Raw genomic sequence first — 20,993 nt, 5'->3', positions numbered from 1 at the left:
GGGCCTGCGGCAATTCATCGAGGGGCTTGGGCGAGGGTAGGGTTTGACCCTGGCTTGTGGTAAGCTCCGACGGTTCTTGATGGGGCATTTTTACGGCCCCCACAGCATCGCGGATCAACGGCCAAGTCGTTGATTTGTAGAGAGTCGGTGGCGCTTTGATAGCGCACCGCGCTCCGCCAGGCCCAGGACGGGCATGACGGAGACCCATTTGAAAAAGGAACCAGGCTTCTCATGGGCGAACTGGCCAAAGAAATCCTCCCGGTCAACATCGAAGACGAACTCCGACAGTCCTACCTCGATTACGCCATGAGCGTGATCGTCGGTCGTGCCCTGCCCGATGCACGCGATGGCTTGAAGCCCGTGCACCGCCGCGTCCTGTACGCCATGAGCGAACTGGGCAACGACTGGAACAAGCCCTACAAGAAATCCGCCCGTGTGGTCGGTGACGTGATCGGTAAGTACCACCCGCACGGCGACACCGCGGTGTACGACACCATCGTCCGCATGGCCCAGCCCTTCTCGCTGCGCTACATGCTGGTCGACGGCCAGGGCAACTTCGGTTCGGTGGACGGCGACAACGCCGCGGCCATGCGATACACCGAAGTGCGCATGTCCAAGCTGGCCCACGAGCTGCTGGCCGACCTGGACAAGGAAACCGTCGACTGGGTGCCCAACTACGACGGCACCGAGCAGATCCCGGCGGTCATGCCGACCAAGATCCCGAACCTGCTGGTCAACGGTTCCAGCGGTATTGCCGTGGGTATGGCGACCAACATCCCGCCGCACAACCTCACCGAGGTGATCGACGGCTGCCTGGCGCTGATGGACAACCCCGAGCTGTCCGTCGACGACCTGATGCAGTACATCCCCGGTCCGGACTTCCCGACCGCCGGCATCATCAACGGTCGTGCGGGCATCATCGAGGCCTACCGTACCGGCCGTGGCCGCATCTATATCCGTGCCCGCGCCACCATCGAGGACATGGAGAAGGGCGGCAACCGCCAGCAGATCATCATCACCGAGCTGCCCTACCAGCTGAACAAGGCTCGCCTGATCGAGAAGATCGCCGAGCTGGTGAAAGAGAAGAAGATCGAAGGCATCACCGAGCTGCGCGACGAGTCCGACAAGGACGGCATGCGCGTGGTCATCGAGCTGCGCCGCGGCGAAGTGGGCGAGGTCGTGCTGAACAACCTCTACGCCCAGACCCAGTTGCAGAGCGTCTTCGGCATCAACGTGGTGGCCCTGGTCGACGGCCAGCCGCGCACGATGAACCTCAAGGACATGCTCGAGGTCTTCGTCCGCCACCGCCGTGAAGTGGTGACCCGCCGGACCGTCTACGAACTGCGCAAGGCCCGCGAACGCGGCCACATCCTTGAAGGCCAGGCGGTCGCCCTGTCGAACATCGACCCGGTGATCGAGCTGATCAAGACTTCGCCGACCCCGGCCGAAGCCAAGGAACGCCTGATCGCCACTGCCTGGGAATCCAGCGCCGTGGAAGCCATGGTCGAGCGCGCCGGCGCCGATTCCTGCCGTCCGGAAGACCTGGATGAGCAGTACGGTCTGCGCGAAGGCAAGTACTACCTGTCGCCGGAGCAGGCCCAGGCCATCCTGGAACTGCGCCTGCACCGCCTGACCGGCCTGGAGCACGAGAAGCTCCTGTCCGAGTACCAGGAAATCCTCACCCTGATCGGCGAGCTGATCCGCATCCTGACCAACCCCGAGCGCCTGATGGAAGTCATCCGCGAGGAGCTGGAGAAGGTCAAGGCCGAGTTCGGCGATGCCCGCCGTACCGAGATCGTCGCGTCGCAGATGGACCTGACCATCGCCGACCTGATCACCGAAGAAGAGCGCGTGGTCACCATCTCCCACGGCGGCTACGCCAAGTCCCAGCCGCTGGCCGCCTACGAGGCCCAGCGTCGCGGTGGCAAGGGCAAGTCGGCCAGTGGCGTGAAGGACGAGGACTACATCGAACACCTGCTGGTCGCCAACAGCCACGCCACCCTGCTGCTGTTCTCCAGCAAGGGCAAGGTCTACTGGCTGCGCACCTTCGAGATCCCGGAAGCCTCGCGTACCGCCCGTGGCCGTCCGCTGGTGAACCTGTTGCCGCTGGACGAAGGCGAGCGCATTACCGCGATGCTGCAGATCGACCTGGAAGCCGTGCGCGCCCAGTTCGCCGGTGACGAGAACGACGATGACGACGTGGTCGCCGAGCAGGTCGCCGAAGTGGTGGAAGCCGAAGAAGGCGAAGAGGGCGACGACGCCGACTTCAGCCAGGACGAGCCGACCGGCGCGTACATCTTCATGGCCACCATGAAAGGCACCGTGAAGAAGACCCCGCTGATCCAGTTCACCAAGCCGCGTTCCAATGGCCTCATCGCCCTGAAGCTGGAAGAGGGCGATTCGCTGATCGCCGCCGCCATCACCGACGGCTCGAAGGACGTGATGATGTTCTCCGACGCCGGCAAGGTGATCCGCTTCAAGGAAAGCAAGGTGCGCATCATGGGCCGTAACGCCCGTGGCGTGCGCGGCATGCGCCTGGGCGAAGGCCAGCGGATCATTTCCATGCTGATCCCCGAGTGCCGTGAAGCGCAGATCCTCAGCGCCTCCGAGCACGGTTACGGCAAGCGCACCCCGCTGGCCGACTACCCGCGTCGCGGTCGTGGTGGCCAGGGCGTGATCGCCATGGTGATCAACGAGCGTAACGGCAACCTGGTAGGCGCCGTGCAGGTGCTGGACGGCGAGGAGATCATGCTGATCTCCGACCAGGGCACCCTGGTGCGTACCCGTGTCGACGAAGTTCGCGGTGCTGGCCGTAACACCCAGGGCGTGATCCTCATCAAACTGGCCGCTGACGAAACCGTCGTAGGCCTGGAACGGGTGCAGGAACCGACCGTCGTCGAAGGCGAAGAGATCGAAGGCGAGATCGTCGACGGCGAGATCGTCGAAGGTGAAGTAGCGGACGAGAACCAAGAAGCAGGCGAAGTCGCGGCTGAAGAAGCCCCGCAAGCCAGCGAAGACTGATAGCGAGAGTGGATGTGAGCAAGCGAGCCTTTAACTTCTGCGCCGGTCCCGCGGCGCTTCCCACCGAGGTGCTGGAACGCGCCCGTGCCGAGCTGCTGGATTGGCAGGGCAAGGGCCTGTCGGTCATGGAGATGAGCCATCGTAGCGACGACTACGTGGCCATCGCCGAGAAGGCCGAGCAGGACCTGCGCGACCTGATGGCGATCCCGTCGAACTACAAGGTGCTGTTCCTGCAGGGCGGCGCCAGCCAGCAGTTCGCCGAGATTCCGCTGAACCTGCTGCCCGAAGACGGCGTGGCGGACTACGTGGAAACCGGCATCTGGTCGAAGAAGGCCATCGAAGAGGCTCGTCGCTACGGCAACGTCAACGTCGCCGCCAGCGCATCCAAGTACGACTACTTCGCGATCCCCGGCCAGAACGAGTGGAGCCTGTCCAAGGACGCGGCCTACCTGCACTACGCGTCCAACGAGACCATCGGCGGCCTGGAATTCGACTGGATTCCGGAAGTCGGTGATGTCCCGCTGGTGGTGGACATGTCCTCGGACATCCTCTCCCGCCCGATCGATGTGTCGAAGTTCGGCCTGATCTACGCCGGCGCGCAGAAGAACATCGGCCCGTCCGGCCTGGTGGTCGTGATCGTGCGCGAAGACCTGCTGGGCCGCGCCCGCAGCATCTGCCCGACCATGCTCAACTACAAGGTCGCCGCCGATAACGGCTCCATGTACAACACGCCCGCCACGTACTCCTGGTACCTCTCCGGCTTGGTCTTCCAGTGGCTGAAGGAGCAGGGCGGCGTCGACGCCATGGAACAGCGCAACCGCGCCAAGAAGGACATGCTGTACGGCTTCATCGACCGCAGCGACTTCTACACCAACCCGATCCAGCCCAGCGCCCGCTCCTGGATGAACGTGCCGTTCCGCCTGGCCGACGAGAAGCTCGACAAGGCCTTCCTCGCCGGTGCCGACGCGCGCGGCTTGCTCAACCTGAAGGGCCACCGTTCGGTGGGCGGCATGCGTGCCTCCATCTATAACGCCCTGGGGCTGGACGCCATCGAAGCCCTGGTTGGCTACATGGCCGAGTTCGAGAAGGAGCACGGCTGATGAGCGACGCTGACCAGCTCAAGGCGTTGCGCGTACGCATCGACAGCCTCGACGAGAAGATCCTCGAGCTGATCAGCGAACGCGCCCGCTGCGCCACCGATGTGGCGCGCGTGAAATTGGCCTCCCTGCCCGAAGGCGAGAAGCCGGTGTTCTACCGGCCCGAGCGCGAGGCGTGGGTGCTCAAGCACATCATGGAGCTGAACAAGGGCCCGCTGGACAACGAGGAAGTCGCTCGTCTGTTCCGCGAGATCATGTCCTCCTGCCTGGCCCTGGAGCAGCCACTGAAAGTGGCCTACCTCGGCCCGGAAGGCACCTTCACCCAGGCTGCCGCGCTCAAACACTTCGGCCACGCGGTGATCAGCACGCCGATGGCGGCCATCGACGAAGTGTTCCGCGAAGTTGCCGCCGGTGCGGTGAACTTCGGCGTGGTGCCTGTGGAAAACTCCACCGAGGGCGCGGTCAACCACACCCTCGACAGCTTCCTCGAGCACGACCTGGTGATCTGCGGCGAGGTGGAACTGCGTATCCACCACCACCTGCTGGTCGGCGAGAACACCAAGACCAACAACATCACCCGCATCTATTCCCACGCCCAGTCCCTGGCCCAGTGCCGCAAGTGGCTGGATGCGCACTACCCGAACGTCGAGCGCGTGGCGGTTTCCAGCAATGCCGACGCCGCCAAGCGGGTGAAGAGCGAGTGGAACAGCGCGGCGATTGCCGGCGACATGGCGGCCAGCCTGTACGGCCTGGACAAGCTGCACGAGAAGATCGAGGACCGCCCGGACAACTCCACGCGCTTCCTCATGATCGGCAATCAGGAAGTGCCGCCCACGGGCGATGACAAGACTTCCATCATCGTCTCCATGCGCAACAAGCCGGGCGCGCTGCACGAGCTGTTGGTGCCGTTCCACAGCAACGGTGTTGACCTGACGCGCATCGAGACCCGCCCGTCGCGCAGCGGCAAGTGGACCTACGTGTTCTTCATCGACTTCGTCGGCCACCACAAGGACCCGCTGATCAAGGACGTGCTGGAAAAGATCAACAGCGAAGCCGTTGCCCTGAAGGTGCTGGGTTCGTACCCCAAGGCCGTGCTTTGACATGGGGCGAAGTGCCCATTGGCCGTCGCAGACGGTCGATTGTGCAGGGCGCGCCGGCCTCAAGGCCCAGCGCCCCTGCCTGGTCTGGCTGACTGGGCTGAGCGGTTCCGGCAAGTCGACGCTGGCCGATGCCCTCGAGCAGCGACTGCATGCGTCCGGGCGGCACACCTACCTGCTCGATGGCGATCATCTCCGTCAGGGCTTGAATCGGGACCTCGGCTTCAGCGCCGAAGACCGCTGTGAAAATATTCGCCGCGTTGGTGAGGTGGGGGCGCTGATGGTGGATGCTGGCCTGATCACCATCGCCGCGTTCATTTCTCCGTTTCGTGCGGATCGCGACAGAGTTCGCAAGCTGTTACCCGAGCGTTTCGTGGAAGTGCATGTCTCCACGCCGCTGAAAGTGTGCGAGGAGCGCGATCCCAAAGGGCTCTACCGCAAAGCGCGAGCCGGCGAACTCAAGGAGTTCACCGGCATCGACTCTCCGTTCGAGGCGCCGCTGGCCGCCCACGTGAGCATCGATACGTCCGTGCTGTCGGTAGAGGAATCTGTTGACCGTATCTGCGATTACATGGCTGCCGCCGGCTATATCGAGTCAGTCTGTGCGGCCCCAGTCGAGAGAGATGTCCATGAGCTGTGATTTCCTTGCCCTGGCCCAGCCGGGCGTGCAGAAACTTTCTCCCTACGTTCCCGGCAAGCCAGTCGAGGAACTGGCCCGCGAGCTGAAGCTCGACCCCGCCGGCATCGTCAAACTGGCCAGCAACGAGAACCCGCTGGGCCCGAGCCCCAAGGTCCTCGACGCCATTCGCGCCGAATTGGCCGAACTGACCCGCTACCCCGACGGCAACGGCTTCGAGCTGAAGTCCCGCCTGGCCGCCCGCTGCGGCGTCGACACCGCGCAGGTCACCCTGGGCAACGGCTCCAACGACATTCTCGACCTGGTCGCCCGCGCCTATCTGGCGCCTGGCCTGAACGCCGTGTTCAGCCAGTACGCCTTCGCCGTCTACCCGATCTCCACCCAGGCCGTCGGCGCCCAGGGCAAGGTCGTACCGGCGAAAGACTGGGGCCATGACCTGGAAGCCATGCTGGCGGCCATCGACGCCAACACCCGCGTGGTCTTCGTCGCCAACCCGAACAACCCCACCGGTACCTGGTTCGGCCCGGACGCGCTGGAGCGCTTCCTCTCGCAGGTGCCGGAGAGCGTCCTGGTGGTGCTCGACGAGGCCTACATCGAGTATGCCGAAGGCGAGGAACTGCCGGACGGCTTGAAGTACCTGGCCCGCTACCCGAACCTGCTGGTCTCCCGCACCTTCTCCAAGGCCTACGGCCTGGCCTCGCTGCGCGTCGGTTACGCGATCTCCTCGGTGCAGGTCGCCGACGTGCTCAACCGCGTTCGCCAGCCGTTCAACGTCAACAGCCTGGCCCTGGCCGCCGCCTGTGTGGCGCTGGACGATGCCGACTACCTGGCCCAAGGCAAGCGCATCAACGACGAAGGCATGGCGCAGCTGGAAAACGGCCTGCGCGCCCTGGACCTGCAATGGATTCCCTCCAAGGGCAACTTCGTCGCCGTGGACCTCAAGCGTGACGCCGGCCCTGTCTACCAGGCGCTGCTCGCCGAAGGCGTGATCGTCCGTCCGGTGGGTGGCTACGGCATGCCGCAGCACCTGCGCATCTCCATCGGCCTGCCGGCCGAGAACGCCCGCTTCCTCGAAGCGCTGGCCAAGGTGCTCGCCCGTGCCTGATGTTGTTCAGCGCAAGCGCCTGGTGGTGGTGGGGCTCGGCCTGATCGGCGGCTCCTTCGCCAAGGGCATCCGCGAAAAGGGCCTGTTCGAGGAAGTGGTCGGCGTCGACCGTGACCCGCAAACCCGCCGCCTGGCGGTGGAACTGGGAGTGGTCGACCGCTGCGAGGAAAACCTTGCTGCCGGTTGCCGCGAGGCTGACGTGATCCAGCTTGCGGTGCCGATCCTGGCCATGGAGAAGGTCCTCGGCGAACTCGCCACCCTCGATATCGGCAATGCCATCCTCACCGACGTGGGCAGCGCCAAGGGCAATGTGGTGCGCGCTGCGAAAGCCGTGTTCGGTGGCATGCCGGCGCGCTTCGTTCCCGGCCATCCCATCGCCGGTTCCGAGCAGAGCGGGGTGGAAGCGGCCAACGCGAAATTGTTCCGCCGTCATAAAGTCATCCTCACCCCGCTGGATAATGCCGACGCGGACGCGATCCAGTGCGTCGAGAGCCTCTGGCGCGAGTTGGGCGCTGATGTCGAGCAGATGGCCGTCGAGCATCACGACGAAGTCCTCGCCGCCACCAGCCACCTGCCGCACCTGCTGGCCTTCACGCTGGTCGACTCGCTGGCCAAACGCAGTGAGAATCTGGAAATCTTCCGTTATGCCGCTGGCGGCTTCCGCGATTTCACGCGGATCGCCGGCAGCGACCCGGTGATGTGGCACGACATCTTCCTCGCCAACCGCGAGGCGGTGCTGCGCATCCTCGACGTATTCCGTGACGACCTCGACGATCTGCGCGAGGCCGTCGACCATGGGGACGGGCAACAACTGATGGGTGTTTTCACCCGCGCCCGCGTTGCCCGCGAGCATTTCAGCAAAATCCTGGCCCGCCGGGCCTATGTGGACGCCATGCACAACGATGACCTGATTTTCCTGGCCCAGCCGGGTGGCCGCCTCTCCGGACGTGTTCGCGTACCGGGCGACAAGTCCATTTCCCACCGCTCGATCATGCTCGGCTCGCTGGCCGAAGGCACGACCGAGGTACAAGGTTTCCTCGAGGGTGAAGACGCCCTCGCCACCATCCAGGCCTTCCGCGACATGGGCGTGGTCATCGAAGGCCCGCACCACGGCCGCGTGACCGTGCATGGCGTCGGCCTGCATGGCTTGAAGACGCCGCCCGGCCCGATCTACCTGGGCAACTCCGGCACTTCCATGCGCCTGCTCAGTGGCCTGCTGGCCGCCCAGCCGTTCGACACCACCCTGACCGGCGATGCGTCGCTGTCCAAGCGCCCGATGAATCGCGTCGCCAAGCCGCTGCGCGAGATGGGCGCAGTGATCGAGACTGGCCCCGAAGGCCGTCCGCCGCTGACCATCCGTGGTGGCCAGAAGCTCACCGGCATGCACTACGACATGCCCATGGCCAGCGCCCAGGTGAAATCCTGCCTGCTGCTTGCCGGCCTCTACGCAGCCGGTGAAACCTCCACCACCGAGCCGGCCCCGACCCGCGACCATACCGAGCGCATGCTGCGCGGCTTCGGCTACCCGGTCGACGTCGAAGGCGCCACCGCTCGCGTCGAGTCCGGCCACAAGCTCACCGCCACCTCGATCGAAGTCCCGGCCGATATCTCCTCCGCCGCCTTCTTCCTGGTTGCCGCGAGCATCGCCGAAGGTTCCGACCTGACCCTGGAACATGTCGGCATCAACCCGACCCGTACCGGCGTCATCGACATCCTCAAGCTCATGGGCGCCGACATCACCCTGGAAAACCAGCGTGAAGTGGGTGGCGAACCGGTTGCCGACATTCGCGTGCGCTCGGCGCAGCTGAAAGGCATCGACATCCCCGAAGACCTGGTGCCGCTGGCCATCGACGAGTTCCCCGTGCTCTTCGTTGCCGCCGCCTCTGCCTCCGGCCGCACTGTGCTGCGCGGCGCGGAAGAACTGCGGGTGAAGGAATCCGACCGCATCCAGGTCATGGCCGACGGCCTGCTGGCCCTGGGCGTGAAGTGCGAGCCGACCCCGGACGGCATCATCATCGACGGCGGCAGCTACGGCGGCGGCGAAGTCTGGAGCCACGGCGACCACCGTATCGCCATGTCCTTCAGCGTGGCTTCCCTGCGTGCCGGTGCGCCTATCCGTATCCACGACTGCGCCAACGTCGCGACCTCCTTCCCGAACTTCCTCGGGCTGGCGTCCGGCGCGGGTATTCGCGTCGCCGAGGAGAAAAACTGATGAACGGCGAATGGCCGGTCCTCGCCATCGATGGCCCCAGCGGCTCGGGCAAGGGCACCGTCGCCGGTCTGCTGGCCAAGCGCCTGGGCTGGAACCTGCTGGACTCCGGCGCGCTGTATCGCCTGCTGGCGTTCGCTGCCGGTAACCACGGCATCGACCTGACCAATGAGGAAGCCCTCAAGGTTCTCGCCGCACACCTGGACGTGCAGTTCACCCATGCCAAGGGCGGACAGGGTCAGCACATCATCCTCGAAGGCGAAGATGTCACCGATACCATCCGGACGGAGCAGGTCGGCGCTGGCGCCTCGCAAGTCGCCGCACTGCCGGCGGTGCGCGATGCGCTGCTGCAACGCCAGCGCGCCTTCCTCGAAGCGCCCGGCCTTGTCGCCGACGGTCGCGACATGGGCACCGTGGTCTTCCCCAGCGCGCCGCTGAAGATCTTCCTGACAGCGTCGGCCGAAGAGCGCGCCCGTCGCCGTTACCTGCAGCTCAAGGGCAAGGGTATCGACAGCGATCAGGCGCAACTGGCGGAGGAAATCAGCGCCCGCGACGAGCGTGACAGCCAGCGTGCCGTGGCTCCGCTCAAGCCCGCCGAAGGCGCCATCCTGGTGGACTCCACCTCGATGAGCATCGAAGAGGTCGTGGACAGTATCCTCGCCGAGGTTTCTCGTCGCGGCCTGGCGGACTAGTCGAACGGCTCACGAAAATCCCCGGCCAGCCGGGGATTTTTCTTTCCCGGGGCGAGTGCGTCGCAGGACGGATCTGACAGGCGGTCCTCCCGTCTTCCGAGGCTGGGCGAAAATGAAGGAATGAGGCTGGAGTCGTGAAGGACATCGGAAACCGGGGGCGCCGATTGACGCAATCGACATCCGTTGCTACCATTCCAGACCTTGTATCGGGAGGGTTTCGCCCATATTGAGCGAAGCGTTCCCTTAAAATCTGAATGTGGAGCATCCGTTTCGGCGGGTGCAACAGGGGGCCGGCAGGATACCAGTCTTGATCCTGCTGGCTTCTTTTTCATCACTTGACCGTGTTCGCTGGTGGCGCGGAATCGGGCTTACAAGCCTTTGACTACAGGTATAGACATGAGCGAAAGCTTCGCAGAACTCTTTGAAGAAAGTCTTAAATCCCTCGACATGCAGCCGGGTGCAATCATCACCGGCATCGTGGTCGACATCGATGGTGACTGGGTCACCGTCCATGCCGGTCTGAAATCCGAGGGCGTCATCCCGGTCGAGCAGTTCTACAACGAACAGGGCGAGCTGACCATCAATGTGGGTGACGAAGTCCACGTTGCGCTTGACGCGGTAGAAGACGGCTTTGGTGAAACCAAGCTGTCCCGCGAAAAAGCCAAGCGTGCCGAGAGCTGGATCGTTCTGGAAGCTGCTTTCTCTGCCGACGAAGTGGTCAAAGGCGTCATCAACGGCAAGGTCAAGGGTGGCTTCACCGTCGACGTCAACGGCATCCGTGCGTTCCTGCCGGGTTCGCTGGTCGACGTGCGTCCGGTGCGCGACACCACTCACCTGGAAGGCAAAGAGCTCGAGTTCAAGGTCATCAAGCTGGACCAGAAGCGCAACAACGTTGTCGTTTCCCGCCGCAGCGTGCTGGAAGCCGAGAACAGCGCCGAGCGCGAAGCTCTGCTGGAATCCCTGCAGGAAGGCCAGCAGGTCAAAGGTATCGTCAAGAACCTCACCGACTACGGTGCGTTCGTTGACCTGGGCGGCGTCGATGGTCTGCTGCACATCACCGACATGGCCTGGAAGCGTATCAAGCATCCGTCGGAAATCGTCAACGTTGGCGACGAGATCGATGTCAAGGTTCTGAAGTTCGACCGCGAGCGCAACCGCGTATCCCTGGGCCTGAAGCAACTGGGCGAAGACCCATGGGTTGCCATCAAAGCCCGTTACCCGGAAGGCACCCGCGTTACCGCGCGCGTCACCAACCTCACCGACTACGGCTGCTTCGCCGAGCTGGAAGAGGGCGTGGAAGGCCTGGTACACGTCTCCGAAATGGACTGGACCAACAAGAACATCCACCCGTCGAAAGTCGTTCAGGTTGGCGACGAAGTGGAAGTTCAGGTTCTGGACATCGACGAAGAGCGTCGTCGTATCTCCCTGGGCATCAAGCAGTGCAAGTCCAACCCGTGGGAAGACTTCTCCAGCCGCTTCAACAAGGGCGACAAGATCTCCGGCACCATCAAGTCGATCACCGATTTCGGTATCTTCATCGGCCTGGAAGGCGGCATCGACGGTCTGGTTCACCTGTCCGACATCTCCTGGAACGAAGTTGGCGAAGAAGCCGTTCGCCGCTTCAAGAAGGGCGACGAGCTGGAAACCGTCATCCTCTCCGTTGATCCGGAGCGTGAGCGCATCTCCCTGGGCATCAAGCAGCTGGAAGACGATCCGTTCTCCAACTATGCATCGCTCAACGAGAAAGGCACCATCGTTCGCGGCACCGTGAAGGAAGTGGACGCCAAAGGCGCTGTCATCAGCCTGGGCGGCGAAATCGAAGGCATCCTGAAAGCCTCCGAAATCAGCCGTGACCGCGTTGAAGACGCTCGCAACGTTCTGAAAGAAGGCGAAGAAGTCGAAGCCAAGATCATCAGCATCGACCGTAAGAGCCGCGTCATCTCCCTCTCCATCAAGTCGAAAGACGTTGATGACGAGAAAGATGCGATGAAAGAACTGCGTCACAAGCAAGACGTAGAAGCCACTGGTCCGACCACCATCGGTGATCTGATCCGTGCTCAGATGGAGAACCAGGGCTAATCCCTGATTCACCATCCAAGGAAAAGGGCGACTTCGGTCGCCCTTTTTCGTTTCTGCCTTTCGCAGGGCGCGGGCGTACAGCGCTTTTCCTGTGCTGAGACTGACGCTATGTTGCCTGCCCCGTTCCGGTCTTCCTTTCCATGCCTTACCTGCTTTTCGTCACCGTCCTCTGGGCGTTCTCCTTCAGCCTGATCGGCGAATACCTCGCCGGGCAGGTCGACAGCTATTTCGCCGTGCTGACCCGCGTGGTGCTCGCCGGCCTGGTGTTCCTGCCACTGACCCGCTGGCGCGGAGTCGATCCTCGTTTCATTGGCGGGGTGATGCTGGCAGGCGCGCTGCAGTTCGGCATTACCTACGTTTGCCTGTACCAGAGTTTCCGGGTGCTGACGGTCCCGGAGGTGCTGCTGTTCACCGTGCTGACGCCGTTGCACGTGGCGCTGATCGATGACGCGTTGAACCGGCGCTTCAATGCCTGGGCGCTGCTGGCGGCCGCGGTGGCGGTGCTGGGCGCCGGGATCATTCGCTACGACGGCGTTAGCGGCGACTACATACAGGGCTTCCTCCTGTTGCAGGTGGCCAACGCGACCTTCGCAGCGGGGCAGGTGTTCTACAAGCACCTGGTGCGACGCTATCCCTCGGACATCCCGCAATACCGCCGCTTCGGCTATTTCTTCGTCGGTGCGCTGCTGGTCGCGCTGCCGGGCTGGTTGCTGTTCGGCAATCCGCAGAAGCTGCCGACCACCGACCTGCAATGGGGCGTGCTGATCTGGATGGGGCTGCTGGCCACCGCGCTCGGGCAGTTCTGGTGGAACAAGGGGGGCACCATGGTGGATGCCGGCACCCTGGCGGTGATGAACAACCTGCATGTACCGGTGGGGCTGCTCATCAACCTGCTGATCTGGAACGAGGCCGCTGACTTGCCGCGCCTGGCGCTGGGTGGTGCGGTGATCGTTGCTTCGCTGGGCGTCAATCGCCTTGGCCTGCGCCGTCGCAAGGAGCGCTTCGCATGAATATCTCCGGACGTGGCGTAGCGCTGTCCCTGGCGTCTTCCGTGCTGTTCGTGACCTTGCCGGGTTACATCCATTCGCTGGCGCCGCTGACCAGCATCCAGGTGATCGCCCACCGGGTGGTCTGGTCGATTCCCATGGTCCTGCTGCTGGTGCTGTTCACCCGCCAGGGCGGAGTGCTGCGTGAGGCGGGCCGCCGTCTGTTGCGCGAGCCATGGCTGCTGGCATGCTTCCCGTTGACGGCGGCGATGATGCTGATCCAGTGGGGTGTGTTCATCTGGGCGCCCATGGTTGGGCGCACGCTGGAGCTGTCGCTGGGCTACTTCCTGCTGCCGCTGACCATGGTGCTCTGCGGCCGGGTGTTCTATGGCGAGCGTCTGACCACGTTGCAGGGCATTGCCGTCGCCTTCGCGCTGGCGGGCGTGCTGCACGAGTTGTGGCTGACCCGCGCGTTCTCCTGGTTCACCCTGATCACTGCGCTGGGCTATCCGCCGTATTTCATGCTGCGCCGCAAGATGGCGGTGGATTCGCTGTCCGGCTTCGTCTTCGAGATGATCGTGCTGCTGCCGTTCGCCCTGGCCGCCTTGTGGATAACTGATAGTGCCAAGGTGCTGGAAGAGGTGCCGCGCCTGTGGGCGCTGCTGCCGCTGCTGGGCCTGATCAGCGCGCTGGCGTTCGGCGCGATGATGGCGGCCAGCCGGCTGTTGCCCATGGGGCTGTTCGGGATTCTGAGTTATGTCGAGCCGGTGCTGCTGTTTGCCATCGCCGTGCTGTTCCTGGGCGAGGCATTCAACCCGGCCCAGATCTGGACCTACGGGCCGATCTGGATTGCCGTGCTGCTGACCGGTTGGGATAGCGCGCGACTGCTGCGCCGGCAGGCGCGTCGCGGCCTATAAGAGTTGAGCGCTCTCCCGCAAGGGGAGAGCGCCCCAATCAGTCGTAACGACCGCCGACGTCGGCTTTCGCCAGGGTTTCCGGCAGGATGCGGCGGGCAGCGGTGTAGTGCTTCTTCCAGTAGTCGCCACTGAGGTCGGAGACACGAACCTTCTGGCCGCGGCGCGGCGCATGGACGAACTGGTTGTCTCCGACGTAGATGCCGACATGGTCGACATTGCGACGGTTGTGGATGCGGAAGAACACCAGGTCGCCGGGCTGCAGATCGCCACGCGCCACTTTCGAGTTGCCGCGCATGCTGTACATCTGCTGCGCGGTACGCGGCAGGTCGACTTCGTCGACGTTCTGGAACACGTAGTTCACCAGGCCGCTGCAATCGAAGCCGCGCTTGGGCGAAGTGCCGCCCCAGCGGTATGGCGTGCCGATCATGCTGTAGGCACGCTGGGTGACCTGGTGCGCCTCGCTCTTGGTCGGCTTGACCGGCTTGGCATTGAAGGTCAGTAGGGCACTGCCCTGGACCGGGACTCGCAGATCAACCGGTGCAGGTTGATAGGTGCGCGTGATCTTGGAGGAGGCGGTTGCCTCGGTGGCGGCCAAGAGGGTCGCCAAGCCTATGGAAAGGCATGTCAAAAGGGTACTTCGCATTCGGCATGTCTTCTTGCTGGTTGATATCGCCCAGACTCCGCTGGATCGCCATTGTTGTCGGCGTGGTTTCCTTTGGTCCGCTCAAAAATTCCACGCATTCTGAACGACTTTTCATGACAGTTCGTACCGTCTGTCGACTCTGATATTTCCCCTGTGACTTGTAGGACGCTGCGTGACATGTGTTCGGACGCATCAGTCACGGCCTGACCTTATAGCCGGAAGCCCTATAAAACGGGGTTTTCGGCCGCGCGACGGAAAGCCGGCGGGTTAATGGCCAAAAGCCAGGCGCTTAAGGTTTCTTAAGGAAAAACCCGACGAAATGCAGGTAATTGTTCTGAACGAATCAGCCCAGATGGGCGAGCAGGGCGGGAAGAACCTGTTCGCTCAGCAGCGGGGCAAGGTTCTGTGGGTATTCGCCGGTCGGGTCCAGCCAGGCGAGCTCTTCCAGCTCGGCGGCGGCCTGGACGGCATGGGGCAGGGCGGCGACGAAGACCTGGGCGTCCACGCGCATGTTCGCCTCGTTGGCGGCCTTGGCCTGGAAGTGGCCGAGCGGGGTCAGTGCGGAAGTCACAAGGCGCAGGTCGAGTTCTTCGCCCAGCTCGCGCAGCAGGGCCTGGACCGACGTCTCGCCGGGTTCGTGCTTGCCGCCCGGCAGCATGAAGGCCTGGGTGCCACGCTTTCGTACCAGCAGCAGGCGTCCGGCGTCATCGAGCAGGCAGGCGGCGGCGATACGAATGGTGGAGGTCATGGCGAGGGCGTTTCCTTCAGAACCTGGTAGCGCATCTGCACGATGCCGCTGGGAAAGCTGCGCTGCTCCAGCAGCTGCAGGCGTTGCTCGAGCCCGATGCTGAACAGCGGAATGCCGGCACCGAGCAGGTGCGGAATGATGCTGACGATCACTTCGTCGAGCAAGCCTGCGGCGAGGAAATTGCCCGCCAGGCTACCGCCGCCCACCAGCCAGATGCGCTGGCAGCCGCGTGCCTCCAGCGAGGCGAGGGCGTCTACCGGTGCGTAATGCTCAAGTTCCACCTGCGGCGCGGCCCTGGACAGGTGATTGGAGCGGGTCATGACCAAGGCGGGCTTGTCGGGGTACGGCCATTCGCCTTGGCTCAGGTAGAACAGATAGGTGGCGCGCCCCATGAGCAGGCCGTCGATGCTGGCATAGAAGGCGCTGTAGCCGTGGTCATCAGTCTGGCTGCCGTGGCCTTCGAGCCAGTCCACGCTGCCATCAGGGCGGGCGATGTAGCCGTCGAGGCTGGCGGACACGTAATAAATGAGCGTCGATGGCACCTGCGTTCTCCTTTTTGTCAGGCCCATCAGAGCATGGCATCGCGCTTCGCCAAGTGACGGTACGTTTGTCGGATTATTGACGCGACGGTGCGCCGCAAGCGGCCGCCGGCAATATTTCCAGCGCGCAGGCTCGGCAAACATTAAGCTATGCAGCTATTTGGTCTTTACGTGATATCGAGGTCTGCCTTGTTCTCCCAATTCGCCCTCCACGAACGCCTGCTCAAGGCGCTCGATTCGTTGTCCTTCACCGAACCGACCCCGGTCCAGGCCGCGGCTATTCCGAAGGCCCTGGAGGGACGCGACCTGCGGGTGACGGCGCAGACCGGCAGCGGCAAGACCGCTGCCTTCGTGCTGCCGCTGCTGCATCGCCTGCTCAGCGAAGAGAAGCCCAAGAGCGGCGCCCGCGCGCTGATCCTGCTGCCGACCCGTGAGCTGGCCCAGCAGACCCTCAAGGAAGTCGAGCGCTTCGCCCAGTTCACCTACATCAAGGGCTGCCTGATCACCGGCGGCGAAGACTTCAAGGTGCAGGGGGCGCGCCTGCGCAAGAACCCGGAAATCATCATCGGCACGCCCGGCCGCCTGAACGAGCAATTCAACGCCGGCAACCTGCCGCTGGGCGATGTGGAAGTGCTGATCCTCGACGAAGCCGACCGCATGCTCGACATGGGCTTCTCCGAGGACGTGCTCAAGCTCGCGGCGCAGTGCCCGGCCGAGCGCCAGACCCTGCTGTTCTCCGCCACCAGCGGCAGCGGCCTGCACGAGATGGTCGAAAAGGTCCTGCGCGAGCCGGAAACTCTCCAGCTCAACCGCGTCAGCGAGCTGAACGAGGATGTCAGCCAGCAGGTGATCCTTACCGACCACACCGGGCACAAGGAAGAACTGTTGCAGTGGCTGCTGGCCAACGAGACCTATGAGAAGGCCATCGTCTTCACCAACACCCGCGTCGCTGCCGACCGCCTGACCGGCCGTCTGATCGCTGCCGGCCACAAGGTCTTCGTGCTGCACGGCGAGAAGGACCAGAAGGACCGCAAGCTGGCCATCGAGCGCCTGAAGCAGGGGGCGGTGAAGATCCTCGTCGCCACCGACGTGGCTGCCCGTGGCCTGGACGTCGACGGCCTGGACCTGGTGATCAACTTCGACATCCCGCGCCGTGGCGACGAATACGTGCACCGCATCGGCCGCACCGGCCGTGCCGGCGCCGGCGGCACCGCGATCTCGCTGGTCGGCCATGGCGACTGGAACCTGATGTCGAGCATCGAGCGCTACCTCAAGCTGCGCTTCGAGCTGCGCACCATCAAGGAACTCAAAGGCACCTACAAGGGGCCGAAAAAGGTCAAGGCGTCCGGCAAGGCTGCTGGCACCAAGAAGAAAAAGGACGATGCGAAGAAGACCGGCAGCAAGTCGCCGGCGAAGAAGAAGCCCGCCGCCAAGCCGAAATCCGGCCCCTCGAAGGTGGTGAGCCAGGACGGCCTGGCGCCGCTCAAGCGCAAGAAGCCGGCGGCGGAGTAAAACTCCAGCGTCACCCTAAACGCCTCTCCTGACCGAGAGGCGTTTTTATTTGTGCGCGGTTAACCCAGGGTTTCCGGCGGCGCTTCGTAGCTGCCGGACTCGTAGCTCACGCCGTGACGGATCACCGGCGGCGCGTCGCCATCATGGAGGCTGGTCACGTTGTCGATGATGGTCTTGTCCTCGAGGGTGAGGCGATCGAGCATGCGCAGGTGGCCGATCCAGTTGTCCACCAGGAACAGCTCCTGCCAGACCTCGGGATTGCTCACGTCGCGGTACAGCGCCCAGCGTTCCGCGCCGTTACGCAGGCGCAGGCGGCGCAAGAGTTTGGCGGCGCGGACGAAGTCGCGCGTGCGCTCGGCGGGAATCCGATACTCGATGGAGACCATCACCGAGCCGCGCTCGGGGTTGAACACGAAGGTCGGCTGGCCCGGTACGCCGCCCGGTGCACGGGCGATGCTGGCGGAGTTCAGCTCCGGCAGGCGCGAGTTGTAGAGCAGCGCCACGGAGATCAGCAGCAGGCAGCCGGCGGCGATCAATGCGCCTTGCACGCCCATGGTTTCGGCAAAGTGGCCCCAGAGGAAGGAGCCTGCCGCCAGCCCGCCGTAGATCGCCGTCTGGTAGAGCGCCAGGGCACGCGCCTTGACCCAGTCGGGCACGAGAATCTGCACCGCTGAGTTGTAGGTGGCGACAGCGGCGATCCAGCAGGCGCCGCCCAGCACCAGCGCGGGGAAGATCACCCAGAGGTTGTCGACCCAGCCCAGGGTCAGCATGACCAGCGCCAGGGTGGCGGCGGCGAAGCTGATCAACCGGCTGCTGCCCAGCCACTGGCGAGCCTTGCTGACGATGGTGCTGGCGACAATGGCGCCAAGCCCGAGTGCCCCCAGCATGTAGCCGTAGACCGAGGCGCTGCCGTCCGGATTACGGTGCGCCAGCAGCGGCAGGAGTGCCCAGATGGCGCTGGCGGAGAGGCCGAACACCGCCGAGCGCAGCATCACCAGGCGGGTGACGCTGGAGTACTGGGTGAAACGCAGCGCGGCGATCACGCCCTCGAAGATGTGTTCCGGCGGCAGGGTGCGCTTGGGCACGTCGCGGCGCCATTGCCAGATCGCCCAGATCAGCGCGGCGTAGCAGATGCAGTTGAACAGGAACACCCAGGACGCGCCGGTGGCCGACAGCAGAAGGCCGCCGATGGCCGGGCCGACGGCGCGGGCAACGTTGTAGTTGACGCTGTTGAGCAGCACTGCGTCGCCGAGCATGCGCGGGGGCACCTGCTCGTTCACCGCCGCCTGCCAGGCGGGAATGGTGATGGAGCTGCCCAGCGACAGCCAGAGGATCGACACGATCAGCATCAGCGGGTCGAGATAGCCCATGAAGGCCAGCACCGTCACCAGTGCGGCACCGGAGAGCTCCACCGTCAGGCCGACCAGCATGATCTTGCGACGGTCGTGGTTGTCGGCCAGCACGCCGGACATGATCGACAGCAGCACCAGCGGCAATGCCGAGGCGACCTGGATCATCGCAACCATCAGTGGGCTGGCGTGGGCCTCGGTGACCACCCAGGCGGCGGCGACCGACTGCGCCCAGGTGCCCAGGTTAGCGAACAGGTTGCAGATCCAGATGATGCGGAACGCGGCGATGCTGAAGGGGGCGAGTACGCCACTGCGAGGTTCGGCTGGATCGGGCTTGAGGGGGAGGTCGTGCTTGGGTGAAACGGACTGCAGCATGGGGACGCCCTTATTTCAAGTGGTCGGCACGCGTGTGGAACCGGTGCCTGTCCATGCCGGGCAAGTGTAGTGGCTGGGGCCGTATGCGCCATTGATGATGGTCAGGCGTGGCGTTATCGGTGACTTGTGCTGGCAAGCTTCGACAGTGCCGGCAGGGCTTTGTGTTGTTAGTCTGCGTCGGAATTTTCCGCATTGCATTGCCAAATAAGAGCGAAAAGCCGATGAAGCGTCTTTCCACCTGCCTACTGGCTGGCCTGCTGGTCCTGCCGCAAAGTCTCTGGGCTTGGTCCAATCACACCCTGGGCAGCTACATCGCCCTGCAGCAGTTGCCGGCCGTCGTCCAGGCGCCGGACGTCGAGGTCGAGCCGCTGGAGAGCTTCATCAGCCAGCAGCGTGCCGGCCTGGTGAAGCTGTTGGACGAGCAGGAAGCCTATGCGCGCGAACATTTCCGCGAGTATCCGCCGCGTCCGGATGACCTGCGCTTCACCGAGGATGGCCGCGACGATCTGCGCAAGGCCTTCCTCATGGCGCTGCGCCTGAATCCGGAGATCAAACTGGCCACCGCCGTGCAGCCTCCGCCTGGTGGTGAGTTGCCGAATCATGTGGCGTTGCAGCCGGCCGAGGTGCTGGTGTTCCGCAACCTGTCCGGCTGGAACCAGTGGCGTTTCGTGCAGTTGCAGGCTGGCGAGAAGATTCCGGCCATCGACGTGCTGGCCAGCGCTGCCGACGAGCCGGACTTCGGTCACGACATCAATCTGTTCAGCGACAACCCCGGCGAAGCCGGCCAGCGCTACGGCTTCGGTACCCAGCCGTTCGGCGACCCGCGCTACGAGTTCAGCTCCCAGGCGCCGTTCCACATGGGCTTCTACCATGAGGACGCGATTATCTTCACCGGCGCACCGTACCTGGAGCGCAATTGGCCGGAGTGGCGCGCGTACCAGTTCTTCGGCCTGGCACGTTTTGCCTTCGACAAGGGGCACCCGTACTGGGGCTACCGCTTCCTCGGCTGGGCGATGCATTACATCCAGGACATGACGCAGCCCTATCACTCGACGCCGCTGCCGGGCGAGACCACCGCCAGCATGCTGTGGACGGCGGGCAAGTCCATGGCGGGCTTTGATGCCGACAAGCAGGCGGCGATCCAGCGCGTGGCGGACCGGCATACGGGCGTGGAGCGTTATCAGGTGGACTGGCTGCGCGAGACGCTGCGCCTGGGCGGGCAGTCGCCGTTGCTGACGGCCTATGCGGATGTGAGTACTGACGGCACTTATCCACCGTACTCGACGCAATACCTGCGTGAGGTGGTAGCGAGCGAATCTCATGCCCATGCGGCGGCGTTCGATGCGGCGATCGGCCATTGGCTGGAAAACGAGAAGGCGCCAGCGGGGGACTTCAGCGCGGGGAACTCACCGGAGCCGTTCCGGCACGATGAGGCGTTGGATGAGCAGATTCTGCAATTGATCCGGCACTTCGGCGCGCACAGTCGCAATATTGCGAAGGCGGCCCTGCAGCCGTAAAAGAGGGCTGGCGGTTGCGCCGGGGCTGCGTGGGCCTCGGCGCAACTGCACAAGTCGCTTAGCCGCCGGAGCAGCCGTTGCCCCACACCTGGTATTCGACGGTGTGGCGCTGACCCTGGGTATCTTCGTAGGTCATGCGCGCCGGCACGATGCCGCACTCGTTGGACACGTCGGTGGTCGAGATCACGTGGGCGACGTCCAGTTTCATGTCGTAGGTGTACTGCTCCACGGCCGCGCTTGGCGCCTGGTCGGCGGCGTTCACCTGCTCGGCCAGGGCGAGCGAAGAGAAGCCCAGCATGGCCAGGATGACTACAGCTTTCATGAATTTACCTGCCTTGTTCCCGGTGTCCGGACATGACGGGTCCGTGACGTTCAGCGGATGGCTGCGTCGGGAATCGTTGGGGTTGATTACGGGTCTTGGGTGGTGTTGCGGCGCGCGCTGTAACAGCACGGAAATAATAGGATTTGCC

Annotated in this window: 17 protein-coding genes; 12 read left to right on the top strand and 5 right to left on the bottom strand. The window is 64.0% G+C overall.

The genetic code is table 11. The features are described from left to right. Positions 1-231: 231 nt before the first annotated feature. The 10 genes from gyrA (at position 232) to rarD (ending at position 13,840) form a co-directional block, all read left to right on the top strand. Positions 232-3,021 carry a DNA gyrase subunit A gene (gene gyrA / locus RS899_RS18090; protein WP_315807733.1) on the top strand — a complete coding sequence of 930 codons (2,790 nt, stop codon included), beginning with the start codon at positions 232-234 and terminating at the stop codon, positions 3,019-3,021. Between the two features lie 14 nt (positions 3,022-3,035). After that, positions 3,036-4,121 carry a 3-phosphoserine/phosphohydroxythreonine transaminase gene (serC, locus tag RS899_RS18085; RefSeq protein WP_313463449.1) on the top strand — a complete coding sequence of 362 codons (1,086 nt, stop codon included), beginning with the start codon at positions 3,036-3,038 and terminating at the stop codon, positions 4,119-4,121. Next, a complete protein-coding gene (pheA, locus tag RS899_RS18080) occupies positions 4,121-5,218 on the top strand; it encodes a prephenate dehydratase (RefSeq protein WP_054907219.1) in 1,098 nt (365 codons plus the stop codon). Before serC ends, pheA begins: the two co-directional genes overlap by 1 nt. Before the next feature lies 1 nt (position 5,219). Continuing rightward, positions 5,220-5,855, top strand: a complete 636-nt coding sequence (gene cysC / locus RS899_RS18075; RefSeq protein ID WP_315807732.1) for an adenylyl-sulfate kinase — start codon at positions 5,220-5,222, stop codon at positions 5,853-5,855. Next, entirely contained in the window at positions 5,845-6,957 is a 1,113-nt protein-coding gene (gene hisC, locus RS899_RS18070) for a histidinol-phosphate transaminase (RefSeq protein WP_315807731.1), read from the top strand. The genes cysC and hisC overlap by 11 nt, the downstream gene beginning before the upstream one ends. After that, positions 6,950-9,169, top strand: a complete 2,220-nt coding sequence (locus RS899_RS18065; protein WP_315807730.1) for a bifunctional prephenate dehydrogenase/3-phosphoshikimate 1-carboxyvinyltransferase — start codon at positions 6,950-6,952, stop codon at positions 9,167-9,169. Before hisC ends, RS899_RS18065 begins: the two co-directional genes overlap by 8 nt. Next, entirely contained in the window at positions 9,169-9,858 is a 690-nt protein-coding gene (cmk, locus tag RS899_RS18060) for a (d)CMP kinase (protein WP_024767051.1), read from the top strand. The genes RS899_RS18065 and cmk overlap by 1 nt, the downstream gene beginning before the upstream one ends. Positions 9,859-10,254: 396 nt before the next feature. Further along, positions 10,255-11,937: a 30S ribosomal protein S1 gene (rpsA, locus tag RS899_RS18055; RefSeq protein ID WP_038803317.1), complete on the top strand. Its 1,683-nt coding sequence runs from the start codon at positions 10,255-10,257 to the stop codon at positions 11,935-11,937. 140 nt (positions 11,938-12,077) lie between these two features. After that, on the top strand, positions 12,078-12,947 hold the full coding sequence (locus RS899_RS18050; protein WP_054907223.1) for a carboxylate/amino acid/amine transporter: 870 nt from the start codon (positions 12,078-12,080) through the stop codon (positions 12,945-12,947). Next, on the top strand, positions 12,944-13,840 hold the full coding sequence (gene rarD / locus RS899_RS18045) for an EamA family transporter RarD (protein WP_054907224.1): 897 nt from the start codon (positions 12,944-12,946) through the stop codon (positions 13,838-13,840). The genes RS899_RS18050 and rarD overlap by 4 nt, the downstream gene beginning before the upstream one ends. 37 nt (positions 13,841-13,877) lie before the next feature. On the opposite strand, the gene RS899_RS18040 is transcribed toward rarD, so the two are convergent. The 3 genes from RS899_RS18040 to RS899_RS18030 all read right to left on the bottom strand — a co-directional run bounded on the left by RS899_RS18040 (position 13,878) and on the right by RS899_RS18030 (position 15,800). Next, positions 13,878-14,435 carry a C40 family peptidase gene (locus RS899_RS18040; RefSeq protein WP_371914055.1) on the bottom strand — a complete coding sequence of 186 codons (558 nt, stop codon included), beginning with the start codon at positions 14,433-14,435 and terminating at the stop codon, positions 13,878-13,880. Positions 14,436-14,826: 391 nt separating this feature from the next. Beyond that, a complete protein-coding gene (locus RS899_RS18035; protein ID WP_315807729.1) occupies positions 14,827-15,231 on the bottom strand; it encodes an NUDIX domain-containing protein in 405 nt (134 codons plus the stop codon). Beyond that, positions 15,228-15,800, bottom strand: coding sequence for a dihydrofolate reductase family protein (locus RS899_RS18030; protein WP_409978026.1), 573 nt, complete (start codon positions 15,798-15,800; stop codon positions 15,228-15,230). The genes RS899_RS18035 and RS899_RS18030 overlap by 4 nt, the downstream gene beginning before the upstream one ends. Before the next feature lie 144 nt (positions 15,801-15,944). Between RS899_RS18030 and RS899_RS18025 the strand changes: the two genes are divergently transcribed. Beyond that, on the top strand, positions 15,945-17,282 hold the full coding sequence (locus RS899_RS18025; RefSeq protein ID WP_139092964.1) for a DEAD/DEAH box helicase: 1,338 nt from the start codon (positions 15,945-15,947) through the stop codon (positions 17,280-17,282). A 59-nt stretch (positions 17,283-17,341) separates the two neighbouring features. Here the strand turns inward: RS899_RS18025 and RS899_RS18020 are convergent, their stop codons facing one another. After that, positions 17,342-19,006: an MFS transporter gene (locus tag RS899_RS18020; RefSeq protein WP_315807727.1), complete on the bottom strand. Its 1,665-nt coding sequence runs from the start codon at positions 19,004-19,006 to the stop codon at positions 17,342-17,344. Positions 19,007-19,227: 221 nt separating this feature from the next. Here RS899_RS18020 and RS899_RS18015 point away from each other — a divergent pair, with 221 nt between their 5' ends. Then, a complete protein-coding gene (locus RS899_RS18015; RefSeq protein WP_315807726.1) occupies positions 19,228-20,523 on the top strand; it encodes a phospholipase in 1,296 nt (431 codons plus the stop codon). A gap of 58 nt (positions 20,524-20,581) precedes the next feature. Here RS899_RS18015 and RS899_RS18010 read toward each other — a convergent pair whose 3' ends face one another. Further along, on the bottom strand, positions 20,582-20,845 hold the full coding sequence (locus RS899_RS18010; RefSeq protein ID WP_024766324.1) for a DUF2790 domain-containing protein: 264 nt from the start codon (positions 20,843-20,845) through the stop codon (positions 20,582-20,584). Between the last annotated feature and the right edge of the window lie 148 nt (positions 20,846-20,993).

The organism is Pseudomonas sp. C9-3 (assembly GCF_032392015.1).
Classification (GTDB): domain Bacteria; phylum Pseudomonadota; class Gammaproteobacteria; order Pseudomonadales; family Pseudomonadaceae; genus Pseudomonas; species Pseudomonas nitroreducens.
Note: the sequence above shows the minus strand (reverse complement) of the source record. Positions and strands in the feature narration are given on the sequence as shown.